Source organism: Mesorhizobium jarvisii (assembly GCF_003601985.1).
Classification (GTDB): domain Bacteria; phylum Pseudomonadota; class Alphaproteobacteria; order Rhizobiales; family Rhizobiaceae; genus Mesorhizobium; species Mesorhizobium jarvisii.
Map to the genome: position 1 here is coordinate 59,829 of NZ_QZXA01000004.1, position 12,563 is coordinate 72,391.

Consider the following 12,563-nt stretch of genomic DNA (forward strand, 5'->3'; position numbering starts at 1 on the left):
TGTCTCGTCATTGGGTAACGATGCATCCCGATGGAGCTTTCCAGGCCTGACGGCGTTATCAGTGGCAGCATCAGCCGATGCCATCGCCTCTGGAAAGGACCCCCGACATGCATATTTCCCAGCTTGCGCTCACGCCGCTTATCTCGCTGATCGCCGGTGTGCTGATCCTGATCATGCCACGGCTGCTGAACTACATCGTCGCGCTCTATCTGATCGTCGTCGGGCTGCTCGGGCTTTTCCCGCACCTCGCTGGCTGAGCGCCGCCGAGCTGCCCTGCCGCAACAGCCACCCTTCGCCGAACCGGTCGGCGGTTTCAATTTTCCCTTGAGGCAGTTGTCGGCTCCAATGCGGCAATAGCGCCATTGCTCTCGGGCCGGCTTTTCGCTATGTGCCTGAAAGATGTCTTCGAAGGGGTATTCCTATGGCTGATCACTCGCCGACCGGTCCTGTCGAACTGGGCGCGAAGATGGACTATGCCGAGCATGACCGCACCTATGCGGGCTTTCTCGCTCTGGCCAAATATGGATCGCTTTTCTGCGGCGCGCTGCTTATCGCGATGGCCTTCGGTTTCTTCGCGGGCGGTTTCTTCTCGGCACTTATCCTGTTCGCCTTGATCATGGCCGCCGGCGCCTTCATTCTGCGATAGACCTTCCAAAACCCAGTTGCCATTGACCTCGCCGGATATTCCGGCCGACTTTGCGCAAACAGGTTCCAGCCGAAAGGATCATGCGGTGGGACAGACGGTTTTCATCCCTCGTGAGCTTGATGCGAACGAGCCGCGCGTCGCGGCCTCGCCCGATACGGTCAAGCGGCTGGCGGGGCTGGGCTTCGACGTGATTGTCGAAACCGGCGCCGGCACAAGGTCGCGCATCCCCGACGAAGAGTTTGCCAAGGCGGGTGCCGCCATCGGCAAGGCCGCGGACGTTGCCAAGGCCGATGTCGTGCTGAAGGTCCGCCGGCCTGATGAAACCGAGCTGAAGAGCTACAAATCGGGTGCGGCCGTGATCGCCATCATGGATCCCTACGGCAACGACGCCGTCGTCGCGGCGCTGGCAAAGGCCGGTGTCACTGCCTTCTCGATGGAATTCATGCCGCGCATCACCCGGGCGCAATCGATGGACGTGCTATCCAGCCAGGCCAATCTCGCCGGCTATCAGGCGGTCATCGACGGCGCCTCGGAATATGATCGTGCCTTGCCGATGATGATGACGGCGGCCGGCACGGTGCCGGCGGCGAAAGTCTTCATCATGGGCGTCGGCGTCGCCGGCCTGCAGGCGATCGCCACGGCGCGCCGCCTTGGTGCCGTTGTCACCGCCACCGACGTGCGCCCCGCCGCCAAGGAACAGGTCGCCTCGCTCGGCGCGAAGTTCCTGGCCGTCGAGGACGAAGAGTTCAAGGCCGCCGAAACAGCCGGCGGCTACGCCAAGGAAATGTCCAAGGAATACCAGGCCAAGCAGGCGGCACTCACCGCCGAGCACATCGCCAAGCAGGACATCGTCATCACCACGGCGCTGATTCCAGGCCGGCCGGCGCCGAAGCTGGTGTCGGCGGCGATGGTCGCCTCGATGAAGCCGGGCTCGGTGCTCGTCGACCTCGCCGTCGAACGTGGCGGCAATGTCGAAGGTGCTCGGCCGGGTCAGGTGGTGACCACGGCCAATGGCGTAAAAATCGTCGGCCACCTCAACGTGCCAGGCCGCGTCGCTGCGTCCGCCTCGCTTCTCTATGCCAAGAACCTGTTCGCTTTCCTCGAGACGCTGGTCGACAAGGCCACCAAGACGCTCGCCATCAACCGCGACGACGATCTGGTCAAGGCGACGATGCTGACCGACGGCGGCAAGGTGGTTCATCCGGCCTTCGCCAAGGCCGACCAGCAGCCGCGTGTCGAGCCGGCGGCGATCCCAGCCAAGACCATGGTCGCCGACGCGTCCACGCCGAAAAAGACCGCAGCCAAGAAACCTGCCGCATCCAAGTCGTCCTCGCCCAAGTCGAAAGGCACAGCGTGATGGATCAGACCCTGCAGAAAGCCCTGGACCAGCTCGACCAGGCAAGTGCCGCCGTCCGGCTGGCGGTGCAGAACCTGGCCAATGCTCCAGGCGGCGCCGAGGCGGCGGGTGATGCCGCGCACGCCCTGTCCGGCGGCGCCATCGATCCCTTCGTCTTCCGCTTCGCCATCTTCGTGCTGGCGATCTTCGTCGGCTACTATGTCGTCTGGTCGGTGACCCCTGCGCTGCACACGCCGCTGATGGCCGTCACCAACGCCATCTCGTCGGTCATCGTCGTCGGCGCGCTGCTCGCCGTCGGCATCGCCGCTTCCGGCGTTGCCGCCGGCTTCGGCTTCGTGGCGCTGATGCTGGTCTCGGTCAACATCTTCGGCGGCTTCCTCGTCACCCAGCGCATGCTGGCCATGTACAAGAAGAAGGACAAGTAGAGCGCCATGAACGCCAACTTCGCGTCCTTCCTCTATCTCGTCTCCGGCGTCCTGTTCATCATGGCGTTGCGCGGCCTGTCGCATCCGACCACCAGCCGCCAGGGCAATCTCTACGGCATGATCGGCATGGGCATCGCCATTGCCACCACGCTGGCGCTGGCAACCCCGTCCGCGGGCCGCTTCGGCCTCATCGTGCTCGGCCTCGCCATCGGTGGCGGTGTCGGTGCCGTCACCGCGCGCCGCATCGCCATGACCTCGATGCCGCAGCTGGTCGCCGCCTTCCATTCGCTGGTCGGCCTCGCCGCCGTCATGGTCGCGGCGGCGGCCATCTATGCGCCGGAAAGTTTTGGCATCGGCACGGCGGGCGACATTCATGCACAAGCGCTGATCGAAATGAGCCTCGGCGTCGCCATCGGCGCCATCACCTTCACCGGCTCGGTCATCGCCTTCCTGAAGCTCGATGGCCGCATGTCCGGCAAGCCGATCATGATCGGCGGCCGCCACTTCATCAACGCGGCCCTCGGCGTCGCGCTGATCGTGTTGATCATCCTGCTCGTCACCACCGAGTCAAAACTGGTGTTCTGGCTGATCGTCGCCGCCTCGCTGGTGCTCGGTATTCTCCTGATCATCCCGATCGGCGGCGCCGACATGCCGGTCGTCGTCTCGATGCTCAACTCCTATTCGGGCTGGGCGGCGGCTGCGCTCGGCTTCACGCTCGGCAATCTGGCGCTGATCATCACCGGCGCGCTGGTCGGCTCGTCCGGCGCGATCCTGTCCTACATCATGTGCAAGGGCATGAACCGAAGCTTCATCTCGGTCATCCTCGGCGGCTTCGGCGGCGAGACGGCGGCTGCGGCCGACGACGGCATCGAGCGCACGGTCAAGCAGGGCTCGGCCGACGACGCCGCCTACCTGATGATGAACGCGCAGAAGGTCATCATCGTGCCCGGCTACGGCATGGCGGTCGCCCAGGCGCAGCACGCGCTGCGCGAAATGGCCGATAAGCTCAAGGCCAACGGCGTCGACGTGAAGTACGCCATTCATCCTGTGGCCGGCCGCATGCCCGGACACATGAACGTGCTCTTGGCCGAAGCCAACGTGCCCTATGACGAAGTGTTCGAGCTCGAGGACATCAATTCGGAGTTCGCCCAGGCCGACGTCGCCTATGTCATCGGTGCCAACGACGTCACCAACCCGTCTGCCCGCGACGACAAGTCCTCGCCGATCTACGGCATGCCGATCCTCGACGTCGACAAGGCGCGCACCTGCCTCTTCGTCAAGCGTTCGCTCGGCTCCGGCTATGCCGGCATCGACAACACGCTGTTCTACAAGGACGGCACCATGATGCTGCTCGGCGACGCCAAGAAGATGACCGAGGAAATCGTCAAGGCCATGGATCACTGATACGGCCGATAGGCAGAAATAGCAAAGAGCCCGGCTCTGGTGCCGGGCTCTTTCATTTCTGGCGCAAGCCTAGGCTCAGCGGCTGGTCAGGAAAACCGCTTCCTCTTCGTCGCGCTGCCTACCGCCGAGGGCCGCGGCCGCACTGGCGATGAAGGCGCCGATGACCAGCGATAGGGCACCGAGCAGGGCGAAGGTCGCACTGGCCTTCCTGGCGCTGTCGGCCGCCTGCTTGGCCTTGACCTTGGCGTCCTCGACCTTGGCAACCATTGCATCGACGCGCGCCTTGGCGTCGGCCTCGGAAAGGCCGGTGCGGGCGGCAACCAGTTGCGCCAGGTAGGTCTTGTCGTCGGCCGAAATCTCACCCGCGGCGGCGCTGGCGACGAGGATACGCGAGGCCTGGCCTACAGCGGCGGCATCCCCATCCGGAGTGGCAGCAGCCAGCTTGCTCGGATCGGCGGGACGAAACAGCGAATCCACCAGATAGGAGGTCGCGTTGTCGGCCGACGCATTGCCGGCATTGGCTGAGGCACCGGCAGATGCTCCCAGGGCTGCACCCGACGCCACCGTGGACACGGCCTGCACGCCCGAGCCAAGCACTGCGGAAAGCGCAGAGCCGAGGACACCGACGACAAGCAACGTGGCCAACGCCCAGGCAAGAAAGCCGTGCGCCGTGTCGCGGAAATAGACCTCATCCGTGTGGATGCCGACCCATTTGGTACGCAGGCGCCCCGCTAGGTAGCCGCCGACTCCGGAGGACAGCCATTGCACGATAACCAGCCAGATCGCGGTCGACGCCGCGAAGGTGGTGATCGACGCACCAGAGCCCGACCATGGTGAGACCATGGTGAGCCCAAGACCGGAGCCGAGCAGCATCAGGATGAAAGTCAGCGTCGAAGCCGCGAAAGCGCCGGCAATGATCGGTCCCCAACTGACTGCTGTCGCGGAGGATTCTTCTGAAGCGGATAGGTCGATAGCCGATACGGTGGGCTGCATCAACGCCCCCTACCGTACGAACAGCATGATGAGGATGATGATTGGGATCGGAATACCGAGCAACCAGAGCAAAATACCACGTCCCATGAAGGCCTCCTGTGAGAAATTGTGATCGATGTTGGCACAATGTCCCGAGAGGGCTTCCGTTCCGGCGGGCTATAAAATGATTTTGTTTGCCGGCGATGGAACAATTCGGAGCGTCGCTCCGCACCAATGGCTCAAGTGATCATGTTGTTGTGATTTGACCCATAGGCCGTGTCGGGCAAAAGCGGAAATCTGGACGAATTTTCTTCGAAGTGCCTTGCCGAACAGGAAGCCAAATGGCTCTGAAGAGATTCCAGAAGAAGCAAAGAGCAAAAGCCCGGCGGATTTCTGCTCCTGTCCGCGGGCTGCGCCCGGCAATTTTCGTCGGCCTGGTCTTGCTCTCTGGTCTGTTCACCTGGGGCGCGGCCCTTGCCGCTGCAGCTGGTGCGCCGATCGGCGCGCCATCGGCCAGTTCGGCTGCCGAAGACACCGCGCATCTTTCTCCCGTGGGCTTCGAAGCGGTTCAAATACCCAATGGCGGAGAGGCGCCGCTGGCTGCCGGTATCTGGTACCCGACTTCAGCCGAGCCGCGCGATGTACCGCTGGAAGGCTTCCACCAGCGCGTTGCGCCTTCCGGTCCGGTAAAAGGCCATGCGCTGCCGCTTATCGTGATCTCGCATGGCGGCGGCGGATCCTATGCCGGCCACTATGATACGGCGATCGCGCTGGCGAGAGCGGGGTTCATCGTCGCCGCGGTCAGCCACGCCGGCGATACTTTCGACGACCAGAGCAAGGTGCTGATGTTATGGCGCCGGCCAGCCCAGCTAAGCCGGCTGATCGATTTCATGCTGAAGGACTGGCAGGAGCACGCCGACATCGATCCGCAGCGCATCGGCGCCTTCGGATTCTCGAATGGCGGCTTCACCGTACTGATCGAAGCGGGCGGAATACCCGATCTCGGCAGGATCGACCCATACTGTGCGGCAAACCCGCAGCACGATCTTTGCACGGCGTTGGCGAAAGCGGGGGTCCATTCCGTTGCAAAAGCGGTCCAGCCGCCACCGGATGCGTGGCAGCCTGATCGGCGAATTCGCGCCATCGCGGCTGCCGCGCCGGCGTTCGGCTTCACCTTTGACCGCGCCGGCCTCGCCGCGGTTCAGATCCCGGTGCTTCTATGGCGCGCGGCCGACGACCGGCATCAACCCGACCCCTGGTATGAGGAACAGATCCGTTCGGCGCTGCCGCGACCGCCGGAGTATCGTGTCGAACCCCTGGCGGGTCACTATGCGTTCCTGCCGCCATGCGGTGCCGGACGGCGCGCCGCTGCTCCCGAAATTTGCATCGACGCACCCGGCTTTGACCGGGCCGCGTTCCATCAGCGCCTGAACGCCGCCCTGGCAGACTTCTTCAGCGCATCGTTACAGTCTCAAAGCCCGTCGCATTGAAGCGGAGTCAGCGGACGCGCGCAGAGCAATTCCAGGAAAAGTGTGAGCGGTTTTCCGTCCGGAATTGCGTTAAAACAAAGAGATGGAGCGGTTCGCCGTTTCCGTGAAACGGTGAACCGCTCCAGACTCTTGTGCATATCGTTTGCCCAAAACCGCTGCACGGTTTTGGGCGACATGCATCAAATATCCAGATTGGCGACCGACAGCGCGTTGTCCTGTATGAATTCGCGCCGTGGCTCGACCTCGTCGCCCATCAGCCGTGAGAACAGGCTGTCGGCATCGGTCGCGTCGTTGACTTTGACCTGCAGCAGCGAGCGCACATTCGGGTCGAGCGTGGTTTCCCACAATTGCTCGGCATTCATTTCGCCGAGACCCTTGTAGCGCTGCATGGTCAGCCCCTTGCGGCCGGTCGCAAAGACGGCGTTGAGCAGCGCCAGTGGCCCCGAGACGACTTCGGAGACATCCTTGCGGCGCAGCACGGGCGGCGTCCCGTAGACCTCGCTGAGGCGCTGTGCGTAGCGGTCGAGCTGGCGGGCGTCGGCCGAATTGATCAGCCCCATGTCGAGATGGGCGTATTCCTTGACGCTGCGCACGGTGCGCTCGAAGACATAGCCGCCGCTGCCGTCATTCGAGGTCGACATGCGGCCGGTCCAGCCGCGCTCGGTGTCCTCGGCGATGATGTCGAGCCGTTGCGCGATCCGCTCCGCCATGGCGTTGGCGCGGCCAAGATCGCTGAAGACGTCGGGGTTGAGACCGCCGGCGATCGACGCTTGTTCGACCACGCCTCTGTTGTAGCGCGTGTGCAGGCCGTTGATGAGCTGGCGCACAGCCAGCGCGTCGTCGACCGCACCGCGCAGATCCTGCCCGGTACGCACTTCGCCCGAGCCCAGCGTGAGCGACGCTTCCTCCAGCCCGGACTCGATCAGGAACTCCTCGAAGGCGCTTTCATTCTTGATGTATTGCGAGCTCTTGCCGCGCGTCACTTTGTAGAGCGGCGGCTGGGCAATGTAGAGATGGCCGCGCTCGATCAGCTCCGGCATCTGCCGGAAGAAGAAGGTGAGCAACAAGGTCCTGATATGGGCGCCGTCGACGTCGGCGTCGGTCATCAGGATGATCTTGTGGTAGCGCAGCTTGTCGGCGTTGAACTCGTCCTTGCCGATCGAGGTGCCCAGCGCCGTGATCAGCGTGCCGATCATGTCGGAGCCGAGCATGCGGTCGAAACGCGCCCGCTCGACGTTGAGGATTTTGCCGCGCAGGGGAAGGATAGCCTGGTTCTGGCGCGAACGGCCACCCTTGGCCGAGCCGCCGGCCGAGTCACCCTCGACAATGAAGATTTCGGATTTCGCCGGATCGCGCTCCTGGCAGTCGGCCAGTTTGCCGGGCAAGGACGTGACGCCGAGCGAGCTCTTGCGGGTGATGTCGCGCGCCTTGCGCGCGGCTTCGCGCGCCGCCGCGGCCTGAATCACCTTGTCGATGACCACCTTGCCCTCGGTCGGATGCTCTTCCAGCCAGGTACCGAGCGCCTCGTTGACCAGCCCCTCGACCACCGGGCGGACCTCGGAGGAAACCAGCTTGTCCTTGGTCTGCGAGGAGAATTTCGGATCGGGAACCTTGACCGACAGTACCGCCGTCAGCCCTTCGCGGCAATCGTCGCCGATCAGCGAGACCTTTTCCTTCTTGGTCAGGCCCGAGGATTCGCCATAGCCGGTGATCTGGCGCGTCAGCGCGCCACGGAAACCGGCCAGATGGGTACCGCCATCGCGCTGCGGGATGTTGTTGGTGAAGGCCAGCACGTTCTCGTGATAACTGTCGTTCCACCACATCGCCACTTCGACCGTAATGCCGTCGCGCTCGGCCTTGATGGCGATCGGCTTCTCGATCAGCGGCTTCTTGACCCGGTCGAGATACTTGACGAACTCTTCGAGGCCGCCATCATAGTGCAGTTCATGCCGCACGACGTCGGCGTGGCGGGCGTCGGTCAGTATGATGCGCACGCCGGAATTGAGGAAGGCGAGCTCGCGCAGCCGGTGCTCCAGCGTGCCGAAGTCGAACTCGACCATGGTGAAGGTTTCGGCCGACGGGAAGAAGGTGATCGAGCTGCCGCTGCGGCCCTCATAGGTGCCTGGCTGCTTGTCCTGCTCGTAGCTGCCCGTGGCCTTCAACGGCGCATCGGCATTGCCGTGCGTGAAGCTCATTTCGAAGATCTGGCCGTTGCGGCGGATCTTGAGCTTCAGCCATGCCGAAAGGGCGTTGACCACCGAGACGCCGACGCCATGCAGGCCGCCCGACACCTTGTAGGAATTCTGGTCGAATTTGCCGCCGGCATGCAGCTGCGTCATGATCACTTCGGCCGCGGAAATGCCTTCGCCGGTGTGGATATCGGTCGGAATGCCACGGCCATTGTCGATCACCGTCACCGAACCATCGGGGTTGAGCGTCACGGTGACGAGGTCGGCGTGCCCTGCCAGGGCCTCATCGATGGCGTTGTCGACCACCTCGTAGACCATGTGATGCAGGCCCGAACCGTCGTCAGTGTCGCCGATATACATGCCGGGGCGTTTGCGGACAGCGTCCAAGCCCTTCAAAACCTTGATGGAATCGGCGCCGTATTCGGCTTCGGCGCCGTTGGTGTTCTCGGTCTGGTCGCTCATGAAAACCTATTGTCTAGATGCCGCTTGTACAGCGCGAAAAATCGGCCCCGAATCGCGCGTCTGATATAACGTAGATATAGGCGCTAAAGGCGGTTTTTCCAAGGTTTGCGGGCATTTCCGGGCCGAATCCCGGGCTGGCAGCCGGCTATTTTTTCCGGGCGTTCAATTTGGCGAGAAGGCCGCGCAAATATTTGATCGTGGGTTTGTCTCTTGGAGCCAGCCGGCCTGTGCGGTCGAGCTCCAGCGTCAGGTTCAGCGCCTTGGTCAGCACGGCCTTCGGATCCTTCGCCACATACGCGTAGTTGATGTAGGCCTGTACCAGATCAAATTGCCAGATCGCATTGTTCGGATCGGAGTGAGCCAGTTTCTGGCGGATGCCGAGGCTGGCCTCGAAGGCCTTCTTGGAGCCCTCGAAGTGGCGCTGCTTGGTCTCCAGCATGCCGATTTCCGACAAAGTGATCGACAGGTCGCGTTGCCAGTCGGAATTGCCTGGATCGAGCTTGGCCAGCCGGTCGACAATGGCAAGACTATCCTGGTAGTTTTCCAATGCGCCGCCGACATTGCCCTGGGCATCAAGCACACCGGCAACTTTTTCCAGGCAGACCGACAGGTCACGCTGCCAGTCGGTGTTGCCGGGGTCATCATCGGCAAGTTCGCGCGCTACGGCCAGCGCTTGCTGATAGGAAGCCAGTGCCGCTGGCCAGTTCTCCTGGTCGTTGAGCGCGTTGCCGATCTTGGCGTAACTGATCGAGAGATCGCGCTTCAAGTCGGTGTCGTTAGGGTCACGGCGTACCAATTCCTCGGCGATCGCCTGGCTCTTGCTGTAGGCCGCGAGCGCACCGGCGGCGTCGCCGCGCTCGCGCAGTACATCCCCAATCCTCTCGTGGCTGACAGAAACCGCGCGCTGGCGCTCCGGGTCATCGGGTTTGTTCTTGGCCAGCAGAAGCCGAATTCTCAGGCTCTCTTCAAAGGCCGTTTGGGCGTCGTCCAACTGTCCCGCGGTCCGGGCAAGGTCGCCGATTTCATCATAGGTTATGGTCAGGTCGCGCAGCAGGTAGGCGCTGTTCGGCTCGGCATCGGCCAATTTCTGCTTGATCGACAGGCTTTGCTGGTAGGCCTTGGCCGCCGCACCCACATCGCCCTGCGTTGCCAGCACGTTGCCGATCTTGTCATTGGCCATGGCAAGATCCCCGAGCCAGCCTTTCTCGTCCGGCACGCTTGCGGTCAGGTCCCGCAGCATGTCCCGGGCCGCCTCATAGTGCTCCAGGGAGGTTGGCAGGTCGCCTTGCACCATCTTTATGTTGGCGAGCTTGATGTGGCTGATGGCGAGATCGCGCTTGACGCTGGGGTCGGTTTCCTGACGTGACCGCTGCTCGAGATTGGTCAACAGCGCGGTAAAGGCGCGGCCGGCCGCCTCGACATTGCCCACCGTCGTATAGAGAATACCGAGTTCCTCCAGCGTGCGGCTCTGGCGATCGGCCTGTTCCAGGTTGAGCGAGGTCTGCCCGGCCTCGCCATAGAGCGCCAGCACCGATTCATAGTCACTAATGGCCGTGGCGTAGTCGAGGTCGGCGCGCGCCGCACCACCGGATAGGAAGCGCGTCGCGGCCTCGGACAGGGTGCGGCTGACGAAATTGCCCTTCAGCGCCTGGCGCGAAACATTGTCGATGTCGGCGGCCTTGGCGAGAAGAGCGCGGGCACCATCGAAGGCGCCGAGCGAAAGCTGTTCCTCGGCCTGCCGGCGCAATTCCGCCACCTGCGGATCGTCGGAGGCGAGCGTCTTCATTTCGCCGCGCACCTTGACGAAGGCGTCGGCGGCCTCGCGGAGCCGGGCATTCAGGCTGTCGGCGGAGAGATGGTTGGCGTCGGAACTGATCAGCGCGCCATAAAGCGGCGCCAGCGGCATATCGGCGTCGCTGGCGATCTGTTCGACCTCGCCGCGCATTTCCGGGGTCACGTCGGCCATGGCCAGCAGCAGCCGTTCGCGCTCCGGCAGTTGTTCCTTGGCGGCAGCGGCAAAGAACAGTTTCGGCAGGCCGCTTTCGACATAAGGCAGTTGCTTGCCGCGCGAGAGGTCATAGACCTCCTGCTGCACCAAGGTCAGCACCGAGCGGATCTCCAATCCATCCGTGCCGAGATATTTGGTCAGCGCGGTCGTGAAGGGCGAGTTCTGGCCGGTGCCGTCGGCGGCGGTCTCGCCCGGGGCGGCCGAGAAGGCGAACAGGATGTTTTCCGCACGCCCGACGCGGCCGAGGCCCGGCTTGACCTTGTCGGCGACATCCTTCGCCAGCGAAGTCGCGCCACGCCCTTCGCCGCTGCTTGCCGAGAACGGATCGCTGCGGCACGCATCGAGCACGATCAGCCCGACCTTGGCGGTCGCGGCGACGGCATCGCGCACCTCCTCCAGCGGCAGACTGGTCTTGTCCAGTTGATCGAGCGAAGACGCGTCGGCATCGACCGGCAGCAGCCGGTTGTCGCCTGAGATTTCGACGCCATGGCCGGAGAAATAGACCAGCGCGACATCGGCGCCCTTGGCATCCTCGCGAAAGTCGTCGAGCGCGCGCCGCATGCGCCGAAGGTCCCGGTTGGTTTCTAGGGTGACCTCGAAGCCGAGCTTCTTAAGCGCGGCTTCCATCGCCTCGCCGTCATGGATGGGATTGGCGAGCGGCCGCACCAGCCGGTAGTCGTCCTCTGCCATGACCAGCGCCACGCGCCGTTCCGCCACCGCGGTGGCGGTGGTCGCAATCGTCAGCAGCAAGGCAAACAGCAAGCGCAAGTCGAACCGCCCCCGGCTCAGTCACCTGCCGACCATTCCACCTCTTTAAGGCGCGGGCAAGCCGGCGCGTTTGGCCAACACCGGCCCGTTCAGGCAGCGCGCAGCGGCTTCAGCGCTTCGCTCCAGCGCAACAGCTCGTCCAGCATGGTCCTGGCCCCGCCGGTCACCTGTTCGCTGGCGCTGAAGGCGCCGTTCTCGTCGAGCAGCTTCTGATACATCGGCAGCGCGACGCCTTCCGGGATCGGCATGATCCCCACCGACGTCAAAAGCGGCTTCAGCGCCTGCGCCGCGCGCAGGCCGCCGGATACGCCGCCATAGCTGAAAATGGCGGCCGGCTTGTACTTCCATTCGCGCAGCAGGTAGTCGATCGCGTTGACGATCGCTGGCGCTGCGAAATAATTATACTCCGGCGCCACGAACACGAAGGCGTCCGCGGCGTCGATCGCCTTCGACCAGGCCTTGGTGTGGTCGTTCTGATAATTGCCAAGCCTTGGATGGTGCGGCTCGTCCAGCACCGGCAGGTGGAACGCGGCAATGTCGGTCAGCACCGGCTCGAATTTCCCGTGCTGGCGCGCGAATGTGTCCAGCCATTCGGCAAAAACCGGGCCGGCGCGGCCGGGCCGCGTGCTGCCGATGATAATACTCAACTGGTGCTTCAAGGCGGGGCTCCTTTCTCAAGCGGTATCTGTTGGTGACTGTCAGTACGGCAGAGCGTCCCGGCGGACAAGGCGAGATGCCTGAGCTGGCGGTCACGATCGGATGAATGGAGCGTCTGCTTCGCGCGGCGAATTGCCTGCCGTCCGGTCACATGGACGCGGGGATCGCCAGCCACTACATTGATG

General features: G+C 63.5%; 10 protein-coding genes. 6 read left to right on the forward strand and 4 right to left on the reverse strand.

Going from position 1 to position 12,563, the window contains the following annotated elements:
• Positions 1-107 precede the first annotated feature (107 nt).
• The 5 genes from D3242_RS11390 (at position 108) to D3242_RS11410 (ending at position 3,832) form a co-directional block, all read left to right on the forward strand.
• Entirely contained in the window at positions 108-257 is a 150-nt protein-coding gene (locus D3242_RS11390) for a DUF3096 domain-containing protein (RefSeq protein ID WP_019862764.1), read from the forward strand.
• A 164-nt stretch (positions 258-421) separates the two neighbouring features.
• Complete coding sequence (locus D3242_RS11395) at positions 422-646, forward strand: aa3-type cytochrome c oxidase subunit IV (protein ID WP_019862765.1); 225 nt, start codon at positions 422-424, stop codon at positions 644-646.
• 85 nt (positions 647-731) lie between these two features.
• Entirely contained in the window at positions 732-2,003 is a 1,272-nt protein-coding gene (locus tag D3242_RS11400) for a Re/Si-specific NAD(P)(+) transhydrogenase subunit alpha (RefSeq protein WP_064984695.1), read from the forward strand.
• On the forward strand, positions 2,003-2,428 hold the full coding sequence (locus tag D3242_RS11405; RefSeq protein WP_032919126.1) for a proton-translocating transhydrogenase family protein: 426 nt from the start codon (positions 2,003-2,005) through the stop codon (positions 2,426-2,428). Before D3242_RS11400 ends, D3242_RS11405 begins: the two co-directional genes overlap by 1 nt.
• Before the next feature lie 6 nt (positions 2,429-2,434).
• A complete protein-coding gene (locus tag D3242_RS11410; protein WP_019862768.1) occupies positions 2,435-3,832 on the forward strand; it encodes an NAD(P)(+) transhydrogenase (Re/Si-specific) subunit beta in 1,398 nt (465 codons plus the stop codon).
• A gap of 75 nt (positions 3,833-3,907) precedes the next feature.
• On the opposite strand, the gene D3242_RS11415 is transcribed toward D3242_RS11410, so the two are convergent.
• The gene (locus D3242_RS11415; RefSeq protein WP_064984401.1) at positions 3,908-4,825 is read right to left on the reverse strand and encodes a hypothetical protein; all 918 of its coding nucleotides are present in this window, start codon (positions 4,823-4,825) and stop codon (positions 3,908-3,910) included.
• Between the two features lie 320 nt (positions 4,826-5,145).
• Here D3242_RS11415 and D3242_RS11420 point away from each other — a divergent pair, with 320 nt between their 5' ends.
• Positions 5,146-6,294, forward strand: coding sequence for an alpha/beta hydrolase family protein (locus D3242_RS11420; protein WP_064984402.1), 1,149 nt, complete (start codon positions 5,146-5,148; stop codon positions 6,292-6,294).
• Positions 6,295-6,473: 179 nt separating this feature from the next.
• Here D3242_RS11420 and gyrB read toward each other — a convergent pair whose 3' ends face one another.
• The 3 genes from gyrB to D3242_RS11435 form a co-directional block, all read right to left on the reverse strand.
• Complete coding sequence (gyrB, locus tag D3242_RS11425) at positions 6,474-8,945, reverse strand: DNA topoisomerase (ATP-hydrolyzing) subunit B (RefSeq protein WP_019862771.1); 2,472 nt, start codon at positions 8,943-8,945, stop codon at positions 6,474-6,476.
• A 145-nt stretch (positions 8,946-9,090) separates the two neighbouring features.
• Positions 9,091-11,721, reverse strand: a complete 2,631-nt coding sequence (locus tag D3242_RS11430; protein WP_064984404.1) for a caspase family protein — start codon at positions 11,719-11,721, stop codon at positions 9,091-9,093.
• Positions 11,722-11,810: 89 nt separating this feature from the next.
• Entirely contained in the window at positions 11,811-12,380 is a 570-nt protein-coding gene (locus tag D3242_RS11435; protein ID WP_038651623.1) for an NADPH-dependent FMN reductase, read from the reverse strand.
• Positions 12,381-12,563 lie beyond the last annotated feature (183 nt).

Excerpts from the sequence above, each read along its gene's own strand:
- D3242_RS11395 (WP_019862765.1), top strand. The coding sequence starts at position 422 with ATGGCTGATCACTCGCCGACCGGTCCTGTCGAACTGGGCGCGAAGATG.
- D3242_RS11420 (WP_064984402.1), top strand. The coding sequence starts at position 5,146 with ATGGCTCTGAAGAGATTCCAGAAGAAGCAAAGAGCAAAAGCCCGGCGG.
- D3242_RS11410 (WP_019862768.1), top strand. The coding sequence starts at position 2,435 with ATGAACGCCAACTTCGCGTCCTTCCTCTATCTCGTCTCCGGCGTCCTG.
- D3242_RS11405 (WP_032919126.1), top strand. The coding sequence starts at position 2,003 with ATGGATCAGACCCTGCAGAAAGCCCTGGACCAGCTCGACCAGGCAAGT.
- D3242_RS11415 (WP_064984401.1), bottom strand. The coding sequence starts at position 4,825 with ATGCAGCCCACCGTATCGGCTATCGACCTATCCGCTTCAGAAGAATCC.
- D3242_RS11390 (WP_019862764.1), top strand. The coding sequence starts at position 108 with ATGCATATTTCCCAGCTTGCGCTCACGCCGCTTATCTCGCTGATCGCC.
- gyrB (WP_019862771.1), bottom strand. The coding sequence starts at position 8,945 with ATGAGCGACCAGACCGAGAACACCAACGGCGCCGAAGCCGAATACGGC.